General features: G+C 73.1%; 17 protein-coding genes. 10 read left to right on the forward strand and 7 right to left on the reverse strand.

The window, feature by feature from the left end; genetic code table 11:
- Window positions 1-136: 136 nt before the first annotated feature.
- The 4 genes from BLW78_RS27175 (at window position 137) to BLW78_RS27190 (ending at window position 3,320) form a co-directional block, all read left to right on the forward strand.
- A complete protein-coding gene (locus BLW78_RS27175; protein WP_091683240.1) occupies window positions 137-1,069 on the forward strand; it encodes a DUF1028 domain-containing protein in 933 nt (310 codons plus the stop codon).
- On the forward strand, window positions 1,050-2,462 hold the full coding sequence (locus tag BLW78_RS27180) for an amidase (RefSeq protein ID WP_091683242.1): 1,413 nt from the start codon (window positions 1,050-1,052) through the stop codon (window positions 2,460-2,462). The genes BLW78_RS27175 and BLW78_RS27180 overlap by 20 nt, the downstream gene beginning before the upstream one ends.
- Before the next feature lie 166 nt (window positions 2,463-2,628).
- Window positions 2,629-2,859: a hypothetical protein gene (locus tag BLW78_RS27185; protein ID WP_056524541.1), complete on the forward strand. Its 231-nt coding sequence runs from the start codon at window positions 2,629-2,631 to the stop codon at window positions 2,857-2,859.
- Window positions 2,860-2,903: 44 nt separating this feature from the next.
- Complete coding sequence (locus BLW78_RS27190; RefSeq protein ID WP_020096054.1) at window positions 2,904-3,320, forward strand: DUF1236 domain-containing protein; 417 nt, start codon at window positions 2,904-2,906, stop codon at window positions 3,318-3,320.
- Between the two features lie 204 nt (window positions 3,321-3,524).
- Here BLW78_RS27190 and BLW78_RS27195 read toward each other — a convergent pair whose 3' ends face one another.
- From BLW78_RS27195 to BLW78_RS27215, 5 genes are all read right to left on the reverse strand, one after another.
- A complete protein-coding gene (locus BLW78_RS27195; RefSeq protein WP_091683244.1) occupies window positions 3,525-7,001 on the reverse strand; it encodes a CheR family methyltransferase in 3,477 nt (1,158 codons plus the stop codon).
- The gene (locus tag BLW78_RS27200) at window positions 6,982-7,542 is read right to left on the reverse strand and encodes a PAS domain-containing protein (RefSeq protein ID WP_042672945.1); all 561 of its coding nucleotides are present in this window, start codon (window positions 7,540-7,542) and stop codon (window positions 6,982-6,984) included. The genes BLW78_RS27195 and BLW78_RS27200 overlap by 20 nt, the downstream gene beginning before the upstream one ends.
- Before the next feature lie 221 nt (window positions 7,543-7,763).
- A complete protein-coding gene (locus BLW78_RS27205; protein WP_091683245.1) occupies window positions 7,764-10,346 on the reverse strand; it encodes a PAS domain-containing protein in 2,583 nt (860 codons plus the stop codon).
- A gap of 236 nt (window positions 10,347-10,582) precedes the next feature.
- The gene (locus BLW78_RS27210; RefSeq protein ID WP_026605381.1) at window positions 10,583-10,939 is read right to left on the reverse strand and encodes a hypothetical protein; all 357 of its coding nucleotides are present in this window, start codon (window positions 10,937-10,939) and stop codon (window positions 10,583-10,585) included.
- Window positions 10,940-11,103: 164 nt separating this feature from the next.
- Window positions 11,104-12,204, reverse strand: a complete 1,101-nt coding sequence (locus BLW78_RS27215) for an SMP-30/gluconolactonase/LRE family protein (protein WP_091683246.1) — start codon at window positions 12,202-12,204, stop codon at window positions 11,104-11,106.
- A 226-nt stretch (window positions 12,205-12,430) separates the two neighbouring features.
- Here BLW78_RS27215 and BLW78_RS27220 point away from each other — a divergent pair, with 226 nt between their 5' ends.
- The 4 genes from BLW78_RS27220 to BLW78_RS27235 all read left to right on the forward strand — a co-directional run bounded on the left by BLW78_RS27220 (window position 12,431) and on the right by BLW78_RS27235 (window position 16,028).
- A complete protein-coding gene (locus tag BLW78_RS27220; protein ID WP_020096048.1) occupies window positions 12,431-12,685 on the forward strand; it encodes a DUF6894 family protein in 255 nt (84 codons plus the stop codon).
- Window positions 12,686-13,708 carry a Holliday junction branch migration DNA helicase RuvB gene (gene ruvB, locus BLW78_RS27225; RefSeq protein WP_091683247.1) on the forward strand — a complete coding sequence of 341 codons (1,023 nt, stop codon included), beginning with the start codon at window positions 12,686-12,688 and terminating at the stop codon, window positions 13,706-13,708.
- 67 nt (window positions 13,709-13,775) lie between these two features.
- Window positions 13,776-14,396, forward strand: coding sequence for a glutathione S-transferase family protein (locus BLW78_RS27230; protein WP_091683248.1), 621 nt, complete (start codon window positions 13,776-13,778; stop codon window positions 14,394-14,396).
- Between the two features lie 60 nt (window positions 14,397-14,456).
- Window positions 14,457-16,028 (forward strand): ABC transporter substrate-binding protein, encoded by a 1,572-nt coding sequence (locus BLW78_RS27235; RefSeq protein WP_091683263.1) that lies wholly within the window; start codon window positions 14,457-14,459, stop codon window positions 16,026-16,028.
- A 28-nt stretch (window positions 16,029-16,056) separates the two neighbouring features.
- Here BLW78_RS27235 and BLW78_RS27240 read toward each other — a convergent pair whose 3' ends face one another.
- On the reverse strand, window positions 16,057-17,976 hold the full coding sequence (locus BLW78_RS27240; RefSeq protein WP_244527074.1) for a putative bifunctional diguanylate cyclase/phosphodiesterase: 1,920 nt from the start codon (window positions 17,974-17,976) through the stop codon (window positions 16,057-16,059).
- Between the two features lie 446 nt (window positions 17,977-18,422).
- On the opposite strand from BLW78_RS27240, the gene BLW78_RS27245 reads away from it, so the two are divergent.
- Both BLW78_RS27245 and gph read left to right on the forward strand, forming a co-directional pair.
- A complete protein-coding gene (locus BLW78_RS27245) occupies window positions 18,423-18,767 on the forward strand; it encodes an MliC family protein (protein WP_091683250.1) in 345 nt (114 codons plus the stop codon).
- A gap of 142 nt (window positions 18,768-18,909) precedes the next feature.
- Entirely contained in the window at window positions 18,910-19,608 is a 699-nt protein-coding gene (gene gph / locus BLW78_RS27250) for a phosphoglycolate phosphatase (RefSeq protein WP_091683251.1), read from the forward strand.
- Here the strand turns inward: gph and rclC are convergent.
- Window positions 19,605-20,261: a reactive chlorine resistance membrane protein RclC gene (gene rclC / locus BLW78_RS27255; RefSeq protein ID WP_091683252.1), complete on the reverse strand. Its 657-nt coding sequence runs from the start codon at window positions 20,259-20,261 to the stop codon at window positions 19,605-19,607. The genes gph and rclC overlap by 4 nt on opposite strands.
- Between the last annotated feature and the right edge of the window lies 1 nt (window position 20,262).

Consider the following 20,262-nt stretch of genomic DNA (forward strand, 5'->3'; position numbering starts at 1 on the left):
CCACCACCGTCATCGCGAGCGCAGCGAAGCGACCCAGGGTCGCGCCACGCTCCCGGATGGGGCGCTGCTGAATTGCTTCGCTGCGCTCGCAAAGACGGCGGTGGATCGGGAGCAGGGAGGAGGAAGCCGTAAGCGCATGAGAGAACTCAACACCTTCTCGATCGCCGCCCGCTGCCCGCGGACCGGCCAGCTCGGCGTCGCGGTGGCGAGCGCCGTCCCGGCGGTGGGCGGCCTGTGCCCGTTCCTCAGGGCCGGGATCGGGGCCGTCACCACCCAGTCCTGGGTGAACCCCTACCTCGCCGCCCGCATCCTCGACGGGCTGGCCGGCGGGCAGGATCCCGACGCCGCGCTGGCGGCGGCCCTCGCCACCGACGACCGGCCGGACCTGCGCCAGCTCGGCCTCGTCGACGGGCAGGGGCGGGCCGCCGCCTGGACCGGCGCCGGCTGCACGCCGGCGGCCGGTCACCGCACCGGGGCCGGCTACGCCGTCCAGGGCAACATGCTCGCCGGGCCGGGCGTGGTCGACGCCATGGCGGAGGCCTTCGAGGGGAGCGCCGCCCAGGATCTCGACGAGCGGCTGATGCGCGCCCTGGAGGCCGGCGACGCGGCCGGCGGCGACCGGCGCGGCAAGCAGTCGGCGGCGCTCAAGATCGTCGCCGCCGAGGATTACCCGCGCCTCGACCTGCGGGTCGACGAGCACGCCGAGCCCGTGGCCGAGCTGCGCCGCGTTCTCCTGGTCGCCCGCCGTCAGCTCGTGCCGTTCGTGGCCGGCATGCCGCGGAAGGACGGCCCGGCCGGCGCCCTGCCGGACGACGTCGTGGCGATGCTGCTCAGGCCCCCCGCCGAGCGGCCGGGCACCGCCGGGGATGCAGCCCCCGACCTCCTGCGCGACGTCGTCGGCCTGCGCCAGGAGCCCCGGCGGGTCGCCCACCTGCTGGCCCAGTTCGCGCCGGTGCTCGCCGAGATCGCGCGGCTCCGCGACCTCGACCTCGCGGATATCCACCCGCCGGTCGTGTTCGATCCGACGCTCCCCTACCGCCGGGTGCCCCATGACGACCGCCGCGACTGACCCCCTCTGGCAAGCCCCGATCACCGAGCTCGCGCGGCGGATCGCGGCGCGGGAGCTGTCGAGCGCCGAGCTCGTCGGCGCCAGCCTCGACCGGATCGCGCGCCTCGACGGCGCCCTGAACAGCGTCGTCCACCTCTCGCCCGCGGCCCTCGACGCCGCGCGCGCGGCCGATGCCGAGATCGCCCGGACGGGGCCGCGCGGCCCGCTCCACGGCATCCCGATCGCCATCAAGGACAACTACACCACGGCCGACATGCCGACCCGGGCCGGCACGGCGGTGGAGGCGCTGACCTTCCCGGCGGCCGACAGCCACGCCGTGGCGCGGCTGCGGGCGGCCGGCGCGGTGATCCTCGGCAAGACGCGGATGCACGAATTCGCCTGGGGCATGGTCACGCCGCCGACCCGCAACCCCTGGGACCCCGACCGGGTGCCCGGCGGCTCCAGCGGCGGCTCGGGCGCGGCGGTCGCGGCCCGCCTCTGCCCGGCCGCCCTCGGCTCGGACACGGGCGGCTCGATCCGGATCCCGGCCGCCCTGTGCGGGATCGTCGGGCTCAAGCCGACCTACGGCCGGGTCGGCCGGTCGGGGATCGTGCCGCATTCCTGGTCCCTCGACCATGCCGGGCCGCTGACCCTGACCGTGGCTGATGCCGCCCTGATGCTGCAGGCGCTCGCCGGCCCGGATCCCGGCGATCCCGCGGCCAGCGCGGCCCCGGTCCCCGACTACACGGCCGGGCTCGACCGGCCGATCCGGGGCCTGCGGGTCGCGGTGATCCGCAACCACTTCTTCGACGCAATCGACGACGACGTCGCCGCCGCCGTCGAGGCGGCGCTCCGCTTCCTCGAAGACCGGGGCTGCGCGGTGCGCGACGTCGCGGTGCCGTCCCTGCGCCACGGCCTCGGCGCCATCTACGCCATCGAGCTCGCCTCCTCGACCGCCTACCACGACCGCAGCCTCGCCCGGGGCCACGTGGCGGGCTTCGCCGCCGACGTCCGCGACCTCGTGGAGATGGGCCGGCTCGTGACCGGGCCGGACTACCTGCGGGCCGAGCAGGTGCGGGCCCTGATCATGGACGAGATGGCCGCCGTCCTGGCCGAGGCCGACGTGATCGTCGGCCCGGCCTCGCCACTGACCGCGTGGCGGACGGACGAGTCGGCGGTGGCGCTCGGCGGGCGCGCGGAGAGCGTGCTGGCGGCCTCCTGGCGCCTGACCTACCCGTTCAACCTCGCGGGCCTGCCCGCCATCGCGCTGCCCTGCGGCTTCGACCGGCGCGGCCTGCCGATCAGCCTCCAGATCGCCGCCCGGCCCTTCGCCGAGGCCGAGATCCTGCGCGTCGCCCACCAGTACGAGCGGGCGCACGACTGGTGGTCCCGGATGCCGCCCCTGGCCGGCTGAAGCGCCGCCCCGGTCCCGCGAAGCTGTGCGGGACCGGGGCGGTCGATTGTACACAACCAATACGGTGCCGCATCGCGAATATCCGCGTGATCTACCGATCAATGCGCGTGGAACCCTTTCTCCGCCGCTGCCGTTGCTGGCTTCGATTGAAGTCAGGAGGCTACCAATGCGCAACATCATTCTCTCGGGCGCCCTGTTCGCGGCCCTGTGCGGTGCGGCGAGCGCCGAGGAGACCACCGTCATCCGCCGCGACGGGCCCGCCGTCGTCGACCACCGCGACACCGTCGTCGAGAAGCGCGAGGTCACCACCGGCAGCGTCGATTGCGGCTCGAAGACCGTCCACAAGGAGGACGGCATGGGCAACTCCAAGACCGTCCACAAGGAAGGCTGCAACTGATCCTCGGCGGACAGCCGCGCCCTGACGACCCTGGAGATCTCAGCATGACCAACAAGCTTCTTCTGTCGCTGGCGACCGCCGGCCTCCTCGCCCTCCCGGCGGCCGCCCAGGCGCAGGGCACCCTGCGGGGCGCGGCCGAGGGTGCGGCGGTCGGCGCCGACGCGGCCGGCCCGGTCGGCGGCATCGTCGGCGGCGCGGTCGGCGCGGCGACCGGCACGGTCGGCGGCATCCTGGGCGTCGACGACCGCCCGCGGTTCCGCAGCTACGTCCGCGAGCGCGGCGCGCGCTCCTACAGCTGGGGCGGCCCGGTCCGGGTCGGCACCGTGCTGCCGGAGGACAGCGTCACCTACTACGACGTGCCCACCGAGTACCGGGTGCGCCCGGGCTACCGCTACACCATCGTGAACGACCAGCCCGTCCTGGTCGATCGCGGCCACCGCATCGTCGAAGTCATCGACTGAGGGGGGGCGGGGCGCCGGTTCGTCCGGCGCCCTCCGGCATCGTGACTCCTCCCGAACCCGCAGTGAAGGATCGGGAGACCTCGCCGTCTTTGCGAGCGCAGCGAAGCAATCCAGGGTCGCGCAGCATCGGCAAGCGTGGCGCCGACGGGATTGCTTCGCTGCGCTCGCAAGGACGGCCGACGCACGGATATCCCTGAGCGCGCGTCAGCCCCGCAGGAGTGCCGCCTCGGGCAGATGCAGCGTGATCCGGTACTCGGCGGCGTCGTGGCTGCGCGTCACGGTCGCTTCGAGCTGGCGCAGCGACATCTCCACCAGCATCGTCCCGAAACCTCGTCCGGGCCTCGGCTCCGGGACACGGGCCATCCGCTCGCACCAGTCCAGGACGAGTCCCGCCTCCTGCCGGTCCCAGGTGACCGACAGCGCGCCGTCGTCGGCCCCGAGCGCGCCGTACTTCACCGAGTTCGTCGCCCACTCGTGCAGGATCATCGCCAGCGACGACACGTGCCGCCAGTTGATCGCCACGAGGGGGCCCTCGATCACCGTGGGGACGTGGTCGCGGTACGGGCGCAGGGTCGCGCCGATCAGGCCGGCGAGGTCGCTCATGCCCTGGCCGTCGGACGGGTCGGCCAGGGAATGCGCCCGCCCGAGCGCCGAGATGCGGTCGCGCATGTCGGTGGCGAAGACGCCGATCTCCCGGTGCGTGCGGGCGCCCGCCGAGATCATGCCGCCGATGATCGCGAACAGGTTCTTCACCCGGTGGTTCATCTCCCGCAGCATCAGGTCGCGGGTCTCGGCGAGCGCGTATTCGGGCGACACGTCGATGCAGACGCCGACGATCCGCTTCCGGTCGCCGCTCCGGGTCAGGCGCCCGTAACTGCGGATGTGCCGCGGCGCGTGGTCGGCGGCGCGCACGCGGATGCGCGCCTCGAACTCGTTTAGCCCGTGCGCCGCCTCGGACAGCGCCGCCTCGAAGCCGGGACGGTCCTCGGGCAGCACGCTGGCCGCCAGGGACGCGGTGGGGTGCGGGGTGTCGGGAGCGAGGCCGAACATCGTGCCGGCGATGCTGTCGACCACGACGGTCCCGGCATCGGGGCTGTATTCCCAGACGCCGATGCCCCCGGCCTTCACGGCCAGTTCCAGCCGCTCGCGCTCCGCGGCGAGCTGGCGCTCCAGCGACAGCGCCTCGGTGATGTCGGTGAGCACCAGGGTGGCGCCGTCGACGCTGCCGTTCTGCAGGCGGTAGGGCAGCACCCGCAGCGAGAGCGTGCGCTCCCCGTCCCGGGTGGCGACGCGCCGCTGGATCACCGAGCCGCCGGCGCAGACCTCCTGGGCGTCGTGCAGGTACTCGTGCCCGGCGAGCCGGCTCGACACGTCGGCGAGGGGGCGGCCGCGATCGCCCGGCTGCAGCGGGAAGATCGTGGTGGCCGACGTGGTGAAGCTGCGCACCTTCAGCTCGCGGTCGAGCACCACGACGGCGAGGTCGGTGGATTCGAAGAAGTTGCGCAGGTCGGCATTGGCGATGGTGAGCTGCTCGACCTTGGTCTTCAGCTCGTCGTTGACCGTGGACAGCTCCTCGTTCGTCGACTGGAGCTCCTCGTTCATCGACATCATTTCTTCGTTGGAGCTCTTCAGCTCCTCGTTCGTCGTCTCCAGCTCCTCGACCGCCGAGCGCAGCTTGTAGCGGGTGCGCAGCAGCTCCTCTTCCAGCGCCTCGACGTGGTCGCCGCCGGCATCCATCTCGATCAGGTCGAGGTCGTCCGCCGCCCGGAAGGCGCCGGTGTCGCGCAGGACCAGGAGCATCGAGCCGTCGGGCAGGGGATCGCAGATCAGCTCCACCGGCTGGACGCCGTATTCCGAGCGGATCTCCACGTCGCGGACGACCACGCGCTTGCGCGCGTCGCGGGTCTGGCGGAGCAGCGGGCCGATGACGTCGCGCAGGCCCGGGCGCGCCAGGGTGATGGCGCTGGTGCCGCCGGTCCGGGTCACCGGGAAGTCGAAGTAGCGGCTCAGGCGCCCGTAGGCGGCGATGATGCCGCCGTCCTCGTTGAGCACCATGCTGGGCGGGGCGTAGCGCTCCATGACGCGTCGCACCGCCACGGTCTCGTCGGCGATCGAGGGCTCGCCGCGCCGCTCCTCGCGCCCGCCGCGCCGGGCCTCGCCCCGGCGGGCGCTTCCGGGCAGGTCGATCGGGTATTGCGGCGCGCCCGGCGGCCGCTCGAACAGGCGGGCGTGCTGGTCGATGACCGGGAACAGGTGCTCGAAGCGGCTGACGCTCTCCGAGGGGCCGAGGAACAGGTAGCCCCCCGGCCGGACCGCGTAGTGGAACAGCGGCACCACCGATTGCTGGAGGCGCTCGTCGAAGTAGATCAGCAGGTTGCGGCAGGACAGGAGGTCGACCCGCGAGAAGGGCGGGTCCTTGACCAGGCTGTGGCTGGAGAAGCGGATCAGGTCGCGGATCTCGGCCGCGACGGTGAAGCGCTCGGCGTGGAGGATGACGTAGCGCTCCCGCAGATGGGCCGGGATGTCGGCGAGCGCGGCGGCCGGGTAGGTCGCCTCCCGGGCGATCTGGAGCATGCGCTCGTCGATGTCGGTGGCGAAGATCTGGACCGCCGGCGGCAGGCCGAGGCGGCGGGCGGCGTCGGCGAACAGCATGGCGATGCTGTAGGCCTCCTCGCCGCTGGAGCAGCCCGGGATCCAGACCCGGATGTCCTCCTCGGGATCGCGGGTGCGCAGCAGGGGCTCCACCACGCGCTCCCGGAGGAGCTCGAACATCTCGGCGTCGCGGAAGAAGCGGGTGACGTTGATCAGGAGGTCGCGGAACAGCGCCTCGCACTCGGTCTTGTCGGCCCGGACGCGGCCGAGATAGGCCCGGCCGGACTCGAGCCCGAGGACGTGCATGCGCCGCTCGACCCGCCGAACCAGGGTGGTCCGCTTGTAGCCGGCGAAGTCGTGGCCCACCGCCGCGCGGATGACCCGGCAGAGGTCGTCGATGTGGTCGGCGACGAGGCGGGACTCGGCGTCGACGGCGTCGGTGCCGCGGCGGCGGAAGAAGGTGGTGAGGCAGTCGACGATCTCGCCCGGCGGCCGCACGAAGTCGACGAGGCTGGTCCCGACCGCCGAGAGCGGCATGCCGTCGTAGCGGGCGGTGTCGGGCTGCTGCACCACGCAGACGCCGCCGTGCTCCTTGATGGCCCGCAGGCCGGTCGTGCCGTCGGCCCCCGTGCCCGACAGGATCACGCAGGCGGCGTTGGCCTGCTGGTCGACCGCGAGCGACAGGAAGAAGTCGTCGATCGGCCGGCGCAGGCCCCGCGGCTGGACGAAGTGGGTGAGTTCGAGGACGCCGTTCTGGATGACGAGGCCGCGCCCGGGCGGGATGATGTAGACCTTGTCGCCCGCGATCCGCTCCCCGCCCTCGCACTGGAGAACCTCCAGCTCGGTCTGCCGGTCGAGGAGCTGCGCCAGCATGCTCTCGTGGTTGGGGTCGAGGTGCTGGACGATGACGAAGGCCATGCCGGTCGGCGGCCGGGCGCGCGCCAGCATCTCCCGCAGGGCCTCGAGCCCGCCCGCCGAGGCACCGATTCCCACGACCGGCCCGGCGAAGGGCGGCGCCGTCACCGTCCCGGCGCCGTCCAGGACCTCCGAGGCCTCGCCTCCGGGGGCGTTAAGGAAATCCTGGTGCATCGAGATCCGCGAGCGTGAGCTTGGCCTGCGCGACCGTGGCGACCGTGTTGGCGATCGTCATCAGCGAGCCCTCGATGACGAGCCCACTCTCCGCAAGCGTCGGGGTCAGCCGGGACAGGGTCCGGCCCAGTTCTGCATCGTAGGCGGAAAGCAACTCAGGTTGCGAGCGGCTGACGTCGAATTGGGATGCGAAAAGAAAGCGCACCTCGCCCGAGAGCGCCTTCAGTTTGGACATGTACAGAAGGTTGACGAAGGGCTTCCCGTCCTTGCGGAAATTCACGATCGGCGTGCGCACCGTGTCCTGACGGTCGTTCTCCAGGAAGGCGTGGATCTTGGCCCGCGCCTCCCGGTTGTCGGCGTCGCGCTGGAGGAGGCGGCAATTGCGCCCGACGACCTCCGCGCCCGTGTAGCCGGTGAGCTGGTGGAACCGCTCGTTCACCAGGAGCAGGACGTTGTCGTCGCCCGCCGCGGCCAGCGCCAGGGCGATGTGGGATTTCTCGAAGAAGGTCGTGAGTTCGGCCGGGATGGTCTGCGTGTCCACGGTAGCTTCCCTGTCGCCTCCGTTCGGCGCGGCCCTGCCGGTCCGCTCCCGGGCCCGCCCGCCGGGCCCCGTGCCGAGGACGCCCGCGATGGTGCCCGCGAGGTCGCCCTCATGGGCGCGCCGGCGCGGTATGGCAATGACGCCCGGGCCGGAGAACCCGTTCCGCGCGGGCCTGCGACGCCGTGTGCCGGAGGCGAACCGCCCGCCCGGGCCTCCGGGCCTCAGCCCTCGCCGCCGATGATGCCGCGGATGCGGGTCGCGAGCGCCTCCAGGGCGAAGGGCTTCGTCATCACCTGCATGCCGGGGCCGAGATGGCCGTGGTTGAGGGCGGCGTTCTCGGCGTAGCCGGTGATGAACAGGACCTTCAGGTCCGGGCGGTGCTGGCGGCCGGCATCGGCCATCTGGCGGCCGTTCATGCCCCCGGGCAGGCCGACATCGGTGATCAGCATGTCGACGCGCACGTCCGACTTGAGCACCTTCAGGCCCGAGGCACCGTCCGCCGCCTCGATCGCCGCGTAGCCGAGATCCTCCAGCACCTCGGTGACCAGCATCCGCACGGTCGGCTCGTCGTCCACAACCAGGACCGTCTCGCCCTGCTCGGCGCGGGGCGCGTGGGCGAGGTCCGGCAGGCACACCTCGGCCTCCGCCTCGCCGAGATGGCGGGGCAGGTAGAGGCAGACCATCGTGCCCTGGCCGACCTCCGAGTAGATCCGGACCTGCCCGCCGGACTGCTTGGCGAAGCCGTAGATCATCGACAGGCCGAGGCCCGTGCCCTCGCCGATCGGCTTGGTGGTGAAGAACGGGTCGAAGGCCTTGGCGACCACGTCGGGGGTCATGCCGGTGCCGTTGTCCGAGACGCAGAGCGTGACGTACTGCCCCGGCTCCAGCTCGCGCTCCTGGGCGGCCCGGTGGTCGAGCCAGCGGTTGGCGGTCTCGATGACGATGCGCCCGCCCGCCGGCATCGCGTCCCGGGCGTTGATGCACAGGTTGAGCAGCGCGTTCTCGAGCTGGCTCGGGTCGACCAGCGTCGGCCACAGGCCGCCGGCCCCGACCGACTCGATCGCCACGGCGGGGCCGACCGTGCGGCGCACGAGCTCCATCATGCCCTCGACCAGGCGGTTCGCGTCCGTCGGCTTCGGGTCGAGGGTCTGGCGGCGGGAGAAGGCCAGCAGGCGGTGGGTCAGGGCGGCGGCGCGCTTGGCCGCGCCCTGCGCCGCGCCGATGTAGCGGTCGAGGTCGCCGACCCGGCCCTGCAGCATCCGGGTCTGCATCAATTCCAGCGAGCCGACGATCCCGGCCAGCATGTTGTTGAAGTCGTGGGCGAGGCCGCCGGTGAGCTGGCCGACCGCCTCCATCTTCTGCGACTGGCGGAGGGCCTCCTCGGCGCGCATCAGCTCGGCCGTCCGCTCGGCGACCCGCTGCTCCAGGGTCTCGTTGAGGCTGCGCAGCGCCGCGGCGACGCGGTCCCGCTCGGCCTCGACGGCGCGGCGCTCGTCCACGTCGATCAGGACCCCGGGGAAGCTCAGGGGCGTGCCGTCGGGCGCGTGGTCGACGCGGCCGTTGGCCTCCAGCCAGTAGTAGCGCCCGTCCGCCCGGCGGACCCGGTACTGGTGCGCGTAGGCGCCGCCCCGGGCGACGGCCGCGTTGATGGCCGCGGCCAGCCCGGGCTGGTCGTCCGGATGCACGGTCGCGACGATCCGGGCGAGCGGGATGCCGTCCCGGCCCAGCGCCGGGTCGAGGCCGAAGCTGCGGGCGAAGCCCTCGTCGACCGTGAACCGGTCGCTCGGCAGGTCCCAGTGCCACGTGCCGATGATGGCGCCGGCCGCGAGGGCGAGCTGCACGCGCTCGATGTTGGTCCGGGCGAGCGCCTCGCTGGCGCGCAGGGCGTCCTCCGCCTGCCGGCGCGCGGTGATGTCCCGGAACAGCACCGAGACCTGGCGCCGGCTCGCCGGCCCGATCCGGGCCGCCGAGACGTCGATGAAGCGGTCGGCCTGGGCGAAGAAGCGCTCGAACCGGATCGGGACACCGGTGCGGAGCACGCCGCCGTAGAGCTCGAGCCAGGCCTCCGCGTCCTCGGCCGACACGAGGTCGCGCAGCGTCCGCCCGACGATGCCGGCGATGCCGGTGTGGCGCTCGTAGCCGGGATTGGCCTCGACGTGGACGTAGTCGCTCAGCGGGCCGTGCGGGCCGTCGAAGAACTCGATGATGCAGAAGCCGTCGTCGATGGCCTCGAACAGCGTCCGGTAGCGCTCCTCGCCGGCGCGCAGGGCGTCGCGGGCCTCCCGCTGCTCGGTGATGTCGCGCGCGACCCCGGAGAACCGCACCGGCCGCCCCGCGGCGTCGCGCTCGATCTCCCCCTGCCGGGCGATCCAGCGGATCTCGCCGGTATCCGGCCGCCGGATCCGGTAGGCGACGTCCCGCGGGGCGTCGCCGCGGCGCCGGCTCGCCGCCGTCGAGACGAGGGCCCGGTCCTCCGGCAGGATCAGCGCCTCGACCAGCTCGGCCGGGTAGGTGTCGCGCTCCGGCAGGCCGTAGAGCCGGCAGAATTGCGGGGTCGGGTGCAGGAGCCCGTCCGCGACCCCCACGGTGAACAGGCCGATCCCGCCCGCCTCCTGCGCCCGCAGCAGGCGCGCCTCGGCCTCCCGGAGGGCGAGGCCGGCCCCGGACAGGTCGGCGGGGGGCTGCGGGAGCGTCGGGGCGTCCGCCTCAGCGCCGGTGGCGGCCGCCCGCGCCCGGAGCCCGGCGGCCTCCGCCTCCAGCGCGCGGGCGCGCCGCAGGAGCGCCTCGGTCCCCGTCTCGTCCACGCTCAGCGCCCGTGCGTCGCGATGGACTCCCCCGCCGGCCGCGCGGGGCGGTCGGGGCGGATCGCCAAAATCGGGAGGGCGAGGGATACGGGCACGGGGCTGGCGCTGCGACAGAGGGGCGGGGCGTGGGCGCCTTCTGCCGGAAACGGACCTGGGACGCCACGGGACCGGGACCATAACGCGCGGAAACCGCTAAGGCTGCGTCGGCCGGCCCGGCGGGCGACGGGGGCCGCCGGCTACGGCTCGGCGAGGCGGCAGGTGGCGCTGCTCGCGCGGGGCCAGCCGTAGTAGATCGTCTCGGCCTGCACGTCGGCGAGGCTCACGACCTCCGGCACCGAGGCCTGCTGCGTGTCGAGCACCGTCCCGCCGGCCCCCGTGAAGGTGCAGAGCACGGTCACGTTCGTCGCGAGGTCCGGGCCGGTGTTGCGCAGGTTGACCATCGCCCGCTGCGGCTCGTGCGAGTCCGGCGGCGTGTGCAGCCGGGTCTCCCGCAGGACCAGCGCGGCGTCGGCCCGCGCCGGCGGGGCGAACGCGACGACCAGGCCGGCAGCCAGGAAGGCGCCGGCCCACCGCGACGACTGCATCCTGCGCATGGTCGGTCCATCCTCTCCTCGTGCCGAGCCTCGGTGCCGGATCCCGGTACAGGGTCCCGGGCCCGGCACCCGCCTCGATCCAACTTGTAACCCGGGTTCCGGGTTCGGCGTCAGCCGCCGCCCGCCCGACGCGAGGCCGCCCCTGGGACCGGGCCGATCCGCCCTCAGTTGCGCAGCGGCTCGGCGTCGATCTGCATCCGGTAGATCGTCGTCGGGAACTTGACCGTCGAGGCCGCGCCGCCGCTCATCGCCGGCGTGCGGTTCATCTGCGCCGCCGGGATCCACAGGCCGCCCTGCTCGTCGATCCACATCGCGTCGACCCACACGAGCCGCGGGTCCTGCACCAGCGTGCTCACGGTCCCGTCCGGCGCGATCTTGAGGATCCGCAGGCCGTCCGTGTCGCTCGCGTAGATGGTGCCGCCCGCGTCGATGGCGGTGCCGCCCGTCGCCACTGTGGCGGCGTGGAGCTTGACGTGCCGGGCGCGCTCGTCGTCGCTCACGGCCGCGTCGTCGAGGTACCGGGTCTCGATGCTGTAGAGCGGCCCGGTGCACGCTTGGTAGTAGAAGGTCTTGCCGTCCGGCGAGACTTCCAGCTGGTCGGCGTGGATGAAGAGCAGCTTGTCCTTGTCGTCCCGGAGCACCCGGCCCTGGCCGGTCAGCGGGCGCTGCGCGATCGTCGACCAGTGTCCGTCGAGCACCCGCCGGAGGCCGCCGGTCTCGCGGTCGAGGACGATCAGCCCGGGCTGGCCGGCATCCGTCAGGTAGATGTGGCCGCCGTTGAACCGGAAATCGTCGATGAAGCTCTTCTCGGTGGTCGCCGCCTGCAGCGGGTAGACCCTGCGCACGGCGTTCGTGGCGAGGTCGATCTGCACGAGCTTCGGGCCGCCCGGCAGCGGCGCAGCGCCCATGCCGGGCGCGCCCTTGTCGACCACCCAGAGATCCCCGTCCGGCCCGATCCGGATGGCGTTGACCGCCACGAAGGCCTTGGCCGGGTCGTCACCCGTCTTCCAGGCGTTCCAGGCCGCGTCGGGGTACGGGACCGCCTTGCCGTCCCGCCACTCGCCGAGCTCGATCCCCTTGTCCTGGCTCTGCCGCTGGAACGGCGAGAACAGCCGGCCGTCCGCGGACCGGGTGATGCCGTTGAAGACGAGGTCGTTCGACTCCACCATCGGCTTCAGGGCGTCGGACCCCGCCGGCGCCTCGGCGGCGCGGCCGGGCGCGCCGAGGCCGGCGGCCAGCAGGAGGGCGAGGAGCGTGGCGCGCATGGTGGGATCCCGGTCCGGCGGTGAGGCGTCTCGCCCGGTAAGCCCGCGGGGCGCGCGGTGTTCCGGTCCGGTCCCATCGGCCGCAGTCGTGAGGCCGGCGCGGGTCCGGCGCGGGTCCGTTCCGGGGACGCCTGCGACGCTTCGCCGGGGCTGGATCCGGCCGAGAACAGAACATATAGTGAACACAGGGTGAGCGCCGCGCGGGGCGGCCGAGGAGGAGCGAGGGATGGCCAAGTACCGGTTCCACTGCACCAACGGCCTCGAATGCGTGTTCGACGCCCGCGGCACCGAGGTGCGCGCGACGGCGCGCCTCGTCGACCGCGCCCGCAAGGTCGCCTCCGACGTGCGGCGCTCGCTGGCCAACCGCACCGACTGGGCCGAGTGGCGGGTGAGCGTGCACGACCTCTCGGGCCGGCGGGTCCTGGTGCAGCCCTTCGTGCAGCCCTTCGAGAAGGCGTCGGGTCGCGCCAGGGCGGCCTGAATGGCGGCGCCGATCAGGACGGTCGCGCAGGGGGCCGGTGCCGCGGCCGCGGAGCCGGATCAGACGATCCGCCCCCTGAGCCTCGCCGAGTTCATCGGTCAGCGGGCGGCGCGGGCGAACATGCAGGTGTTCATCGAGGCGGCGAGGAAGACCGGGCAGGCGCTCGACCACGTGCTGTTCGTCGGGCCGCCCGGGCTCGGCAAGACCACGCTGGCGCAGATCGTGGCGCGCGAACTCGGCGTGAACTTCCGCTCGACCTCCGGGCCGGTGATCGCCAAGGCCGGGGATCTGGCCGCCCAGCTCACCAACCTGGAAGAGCGCGACGTCCTGTTCATCGACGAGATCCACCGGCTCAACCCGGCGGTCGAGGAGATCCTCTACCCGGCCATGGAGGATTACCAGCTCGACCTGATCATCGGCGAGGGCCCGGCGGCGCGCTCGGTCAAGATCGAGCTGCCGAAGTTCACGCTGGTCGGCGCCACGACGCGGGCGGGGCTGCTGACGACGCCGCTGCGCGACCGGTTCGGCATCCCGATCCGGCTGGAGTTCTACGAGATCGACGAGCTGGAGCAGATCGTGGCGCGCGGCGCGCGGGTGCTGGGCCTGGGCATGTCGGCGGAGGGCGCCAACGAGATCGCCCGTCGGGCGCGGGGCACGCCGCGGATCGCCGGTCGGCTCTTGCGGCGGGTGCGGGACTTCGCGGTGGTGGCGGAGGCCGAGACGGTGACGCGGGCGATCGCCGACCGGGCGCTGCAGCTCTTGGACGTGGACGGGGCGGGTCTCGACGTGATGGACCGCAAGTACCTGAGCCTGATCGCGCGCGCGTTCGGGGGCGGGCCGGTGGGGATCGAGACGATCGGGGCGGCGCTGTCGGAGCCGCGGGACGCGATCGAGGACATCATCGAACCCTACCTGATCCAGCGCGGCTTCGTGCAGCGCACACCCCGCGGACGCGTCCTCACCCGACACGCCTACCGGCATCTCGGCCTGCCGGAGCCGGAGCCGGCCCCGGTCGCCGCCTGAGCGCCGGCCGAATTGCCGGATCCCGTCACGGGCCCTAGCTTCCCTCGGCACAGCGGAGGCGCCCGCGATGATCGATCTCTACGCCTGGAACACCCCCAACGGCCGGAAGATCAGCGTGGCGCTGGAGGAGATGGCGCTGCCCTACCGGGTCATCCCGGTCGACATCACGCAAGGGGCGCAGCACGCGCCGGACTTCCTGGCGATCAGCCCGAACAACCGCATCCCCGCCATCGTCGATCCGGACGGGCCGGACGGGTCCCCGATCCCGGTGTTCGAGTCCGGCGCGATCCTGCTCTACCTCGCCGAGAAGAACGGCCGCTTCCTGCCCGAGGACCGACGGCAGCGCGTCGCCGCCCTGGAATGGCTGATGTGGCAGATGGGCGGCTTCGGGCCGATGCCCGGCCAGGTCCACCACTTCCTGACCGTCGCGGAGGCCGACCGCGCCTACGGGCTCGCCCGCTACAGCAAGGAGACGCACCGGCTCTACGGCGTGCTGGACCGGCGCCTCGCGCAGGTCGCGTACGTCGCGGGGCCGCTCTCGGTGGCGGATTTCGCGATCCTCGGCTGGGCGTGGCGCCACGAGCGCCACCAGGTCGACCTCGCCGATTACCCGCAGGTCCGGCGCTGGTACGACCGGATGATGGAGCGCCCCGCCGTGCAGCGGGGCTTCGCCGTCCCGCTGAGCTGAGGCGGGGCGCCCCCTGGTCCGGCGCTTGCGACGCCGGAATCCACCGTTCGGGGAGTGACGATGAGGCGACGCACCTTCCTGGCCGCGGGGGCCGCGGCCCTGGCGGCCCCCTCCGTCGGGCGGGCGCAGGGCGCCCGGGTCCTGCGCATGGTCCCCCAGGCGAACGTCACCTCCATCGATCCGATCTGGACGACGGCGATCGTGACCCGCAACCACGCCTACGTGGTCTACGACACGCTGTTCGGCCTCGACGCCGACCTGCGGCCGCAGCCGCAGATGGCGGCCGGCCTCAAGGTCGAGCAGGACGGGCGCCGGGTGACGATCCCCCTGCGCGCGGGCCTGCGCTTCCACGACGGCACGCCGGTCCTGGCGCGGGACTGCGTAGCCAGCATCCGGCGCTGGGCGGCGCGCAATGGCTTCGGCCAGACCCTGATGGCCGCCACCGACGAGCTCGCCCACGACGGCGACACCGACATCGTGTTCCGGCTGAAGGCACCGTTCCCGCTCCTGCCGCAGGCGCTGGCGAGCGTCAGCCAGCCGGCCTTCGTCATGCCCGAGCGGGTCGCCCGGACCGACCCGTACAAGCAGATCACCGACGCCACCGGCTCCGGGCCGTTCCGCTGGAAGGCCGACGAGTTCAACTCGGGCAGCCTGATGGTCTACGAGCGCCACCCCGGCTACGTGCCGGCGCCCGGCACACCGAGCCTGACGGCCGGCGGCAAGGTCGCCCATTTCGACCGGATCGAGTGGCGGATCATCGCCGACGGCGCCACCGCGGCGGCGGCCCTGCAGAACGGCGAGATCGACTGGTACGAGCAGCCGCCGCCCGAGCTCCAGCAGCTGCTCGCCCGCAACCGCGACATCGTGGTGGAGGGCCTCGACCGGCTCACCAACCCGGCGATCCTGCGGATGAACCACCTGCAGCCGCCCTTCGACGACGTCGCGGTGCGCCGGGCGGTGCTGCCGGCGATCGTCCAGAGCGACTTCATGGCGGCGATCGTCGGCGACGATCCCGGGGCCTACGACGACCGCTGCGGGATCTTCACGCCCGGCACGCCGATGGCGAGCCAGGTCGGCCTGGAGGCGCTCACCGGGCCGCGCAGCCTGGAGGCGGCCCGCGCGGCGCTCAGGGCCTCGGGCTACGACGGCGCGAAGATCCGGCTCATCGGTCCCACGGACCTGCTGGCGCCCGCGGCGCTGACCCAGGTCGCGGCCGACCTGCTCCCCCGGATCGGCTTCAACGTCGACCTGGCCCTGAGCGACTGGGGCACGGTGATCCAGCGGCGCGTCTCCCGCGAGCCCGTCGAGAAGGGCGGCTGGTCGGTGCTGCTCACCACCTTCTCGTCCTTCGACAACGCCGACCCCGCCGCCCTGCAGCCGCTCCGGGCCAGCGGGCCGAACGCGTGGTTCGGCTGGCCGTCGGTGCCGCGGCTGGAGGCGCTCCGGACCGCGTGGTTCGCGGCCCCCGACGCGGAGGCGCGCCGGGCAATCTGCGCCGACATGCAGCGGATCGCCCTCGAGGAGGTCGTGTTCGTGCCGGTCGGCTCCTACCGCTCGATGACGTCCTACCGGCGCGACCTCACGGGCCGCCTCCCGGGCTTCCCGATCCTCTGGAACCTCCGGCGCGCCTGAGGCGGCTCCGCCTCGCGCCGGGGCCGCCTCAGGCCCTCCGGCGCACCGTGCCGGCCTCTGCCGCTGCCTCTGCCGCTACCTTCGCTTCCGCCGCGCCCTCGCGCTCCAGCCGCTCCAGCAGGTCGCCGAGGGGCATCGGGCGGCCGATGTGGTAGCCCTGGGCGTAGCGGCTGCCGTGCCGCCGCGCCACGTCGAGCTGCGCCTCCGTCTCGATCCCCTCGACGATCCCGTCGAGGCCGAGGTTGCGGCACAGGTCCAGGATCGTGGAGACGAGGCTGCAGCCCCGGTCGGTGTCGATGTCGGCCATGAAGCCGCGGTCGATCTTGATCTTGTCCAGCGGCAGGCGGTGGACGTAGCCCAGGCTGGAATAGCCAGTCCCGAAATCGTCGAGCGCGATCTTGATGCCCAGGCTGCGCAGGGTGGTGATGGCCGCCTTGGCGTGGTCGAAGTCGCGCATCAGGGCGGTCTCGGTCAGCTCGAGCGTCAGGCGGCGCGGGTCGATGCCGCTGCCCCGCACCGCCGCCAGGATCGACAGGACGGTCTCGGGCGAGGCGAGGTCGTGGGCGGACAGGTTGAAGGACAGGCCGGTCCCGGGCGGGAGCTGCGCGCAGTCGGCGAGCGCCTTGCGCAGAAGCAGCAGCGTCACCGTGTGGATCATGCCGCCGCGCTCGGCGGCCGCGATGAACCGGTCCGGCGCGACGCGGCCCAGCGTCGGGCTCGTCCAGCGCGCCAGACCCTCTACGAAGGCGGTCCGCCCCGTGGCGAGGTCGAGGACCGGCTGGTAGTGCAGCACCATCTCGGCGGCGAGGTCCGCCGTCCGCAAGGCCGTCTCCACCGCCTGCTCGGCGCGGATCGCGTCCTTGTGCTCCTGCGAGAACAGGGTCGTCGCGCCGCGCCGCTGCTCCTTGGAATGGTAGAGCGCGTAATCGGCGCGGTCGAACAGGGCGTCGGCGTCGTGCGAGACCCGGCAGGGCAGGGCGAGCCCGCCCGAGCAGCCGGTGACGACCTGGATGTCGCCGATCCGGATCGGCCGCTGCAGCGCCGTGCAGACGCCGTCGCAGAAGGCGAGCGCCGCCGCGGCCGAAGCCGGCGCGCGCAGGATCACGCCGAACTCGTCGCCCCCCAGCCGCGTCACCACCACGTCCGCCCCCGCGAAGGCCGCGAGGCGCCGGCCGGCCTCCGCCAGGACGCGGTCGCCGACATTGTGCCCGTAGGTGTCGTTGATCGGCTTGAACCGGTCGAGATCGAAGATCGCCAGGGCGAAGGCCATGTCCGCCCCGGAGGACGACCGGAGCGCCTCGTCGAGCTTCTGGAAGAAGTAGCGCCGGTTGGGGAGGCCGGTCAGGCTGTCGGTCTGGGCGAGGCGCGCGTTCTCCTCCGAGAGCCGGCTCGCCACGGCCTGGGACGCGACGAGGGCGACGAAGGCCCGGTAGTTGGTGTTGAGGATGCGGACCATCACGGCCGTGACGAAGGCCGTATTGGCCGCGATGGCGAGAAACACGTGGTTCCCGCTCGTCACGCAGCAGAACAGGAACACGCCCATGACGATGCCGGTGACCAGGAAGGCCGCCAGGGGCAGGTAGGTCAGGCAGAAGATGCAGGCGATCACCGTGACGGCCACGAAGATCGCGACGTGGCCCTGCTCGTAGGGGCCGCCGAACGTGTTCAGGACCATCGCCCAGATCACGAAGGCGACGGAGAAGAAGACCGTGAGCACCGTCGTCCGCCGCAGGTGGCGGGCGGCCTGCGCCTCGTCCAGGGCCTCGGGCCTCAAGCGCCACCAGTGGATCGCGCGCAGGAGGCACAGCGCGATCACGGTCCCCGGGATGCCGAGGGTCAGGTAGGCGGGCGCCAGACCGTAATGCGTCACCGCGAGGGCGCCGGCATTGACCGAGAGCAGTCCGTAGAGGGACGGGATATGCTTCTGCAGTTCCGCGAGCTGACGCATGGCCGTCAGACCCGGGGCGGATGCGGTCGACCTCCCGATCAATATCGAGAAAGGATATTTCGGACGGTTCATCGAAGCTGCGTCTGAGAGATTGCCGTATTATTATACTCCTAACATTAAAGAGATATTTAAGCCGCGAGCTGTCACGGCGGTCGTCCACGGCTCTATTCCCCGCACCCGAGCGCCGCATCGCGGCGCTCGGGAGACAATCCGCCGGGCGGGCGAGCCGACGATTTACCGATTCCGTCCCAAGTTGAGCGGGAAGTGATCCGGTTCGACTTGTATCGAGGATCGTACAATTGCCTCGCTGCTCCATCTGCTCTTCCAGGGACTGGTGGATGGGGGTCGGCCGGCCGCCTCGCGTGCCGTCGGCGCCGATTGCCCGGACAGGACATCCCGGCGATGATCGTCGTCGCGGCCGCGGCCGCGGGGCTCAGGAGAGGCCGATGAGAATCCGTGTCCGCGTCGCCCGGCTGGCGATCCTCGTCGGCGGGCTGCTCGTGGCCGCCGCGCCCGCGCAGGCCGAGACGATCGACGTGACCTTCGCCTGTCCGAACGGTCGGACGCTGGCCGTCACCTTCCTGAACGCCGCGGGGCCGGAGCGGGCGGTTGTCCGGCCGGACAACGGCGCCGTCGTCACCCTGCCGGTACAGCTGAGCGGGTCGGGGTTCCGCTACGCCGACGCCACGCACGAGCTGCGGGGCAAGGGGCGGTCGGTCACGTGGACCGACGGCGCCGGCACGCCGGTCACCTGCACCGACCGGACGCCGGCCGACGCCAAGCCGCGCTAGGCTGCCCGGGGGATGCCCGGGGGATGCTCGGGGCGCGTGCCGGACCCTGGCCCGGCAGCGCCGGACCCGCTAGGAACCGCCCGTCCCGGAGATTGAGGCGTCGGCGTCCCGCCGCGCGTCGCCCGCGACGCGGAGACGTTCCTTGCCCGCGCCCGCGCCCCCGTCGCGCTTCGACGCCGTCCTCCTCGACCTCGACGGCACCCTCGTCGACAGCCTGGCCGATCTCCGGACGGCCCTGAACGCCACCCTGGCGCGGGAGGGGCTGCCGCCGGTCGGGACCGCCGCGATGCGGGCCATGGTGGGCGACGGCGCGGTGGCGCTGCTGCGGCGCGCCCTGCGGGCCTCGGGCGGCGATCCGGAGCGGGCGCCGGACCTGCTGCCGGCCTTCCTGGCCGTGTACGAGCCGCTCGCGGCCGCCGGTACCGCCCTGTTCCCCAACGCCGCCGCGGCGGTCCGCGACCTCCGGGCGGCGGGCTACGCGCTGGCGATCGTCACCAACAAGCCGGCCCGCGCCACCGGCCTGATCCTCGACGCGGTGGGGCTGGCGCCGCTGATCGACACGGTCGTGGGCGGCGACACGCTGCCCGAGCGCAAGCCCGATCCCGCGCCGCTGCGGGAGGCCCTGCGTCGCCTACGGGCCGAGCCCGGGCGGGCCGTCATGGTCGGCGACATGCACCACGACATCGCGGCCGCCCGCGCCGCCGGCACCGCCGCCATCCTGGCCCGCTACGGCTACGGGCGCCCGGACGACGCGCGGACCGCCGACGCCGTCCTGGACGACATCGGCGGCCTGCGGGCGGTGATCGAGGCGCTGCCCGGGGACGGCGCCCCGGCCTCCTAGCGGGCTCCTAGCGGCCTCCTAGCGGCCTCCTGGCGGCTTGCCGCGAGGTCGAGGCGGGCGGGGGCGCCCGGCGCCCGGGCCTGCCGCTCGAGGACGGCGCGGGCGCTGTCGGCGAGGACGAGCCACGCGCCGGCCATGAGGGTGACGTCCTTGAGGACGAGGCGCCCGGCGCCCGAGAGGTAGGGGAAGCCGTGCTCGGCGTCGCCGAGCGCGGCGACCCAGGCCTCGGGGGTGGTCACGAGGAACGACAGGGTCACCACCGGGGTGAGGAAGGCCAGCACCGCGCCGGCCAGACCCAGCCGCCGCGACGCCAGCCCGACGAGGACGAGCAGGCCGATCAGCAGCTCGACCGTGCCGAGTCCGCGGGAGAACGCGTAGGTGTGGTTGGCCGTCTGCCACGCGCGGGCGGCGAGGTTGAGCTCGCCCTCGTGGGTGAGGTGCTGCGCGTACTGGTCGGGGTGGGCGTAGAAGAACGCCATCACCGGGCTGTTGGCGACGAAGGGCGTGATGCTGTCGGCCTCGTAGGGCACGAACTTGAGCGCGCCGATCCAGAGGAAGATGACCGCGATGGCGACCCGCATGGCCTGGAGGCCGAGGCGGTTCGAGCCCGGCCCGGAGACGAGGCCGAGGACGCGGCGAACCTGCGTGTTCATG

It is taken from the genome of Methylobacterium sp. 275MFSha3.1, assembly GCF_900108435.1.
Lineage (GTDB): Bacteria > Pseudomonadota > Alphaproteobacteria > Rhizobiales > Beijerinckiaceae > Methylobacterium.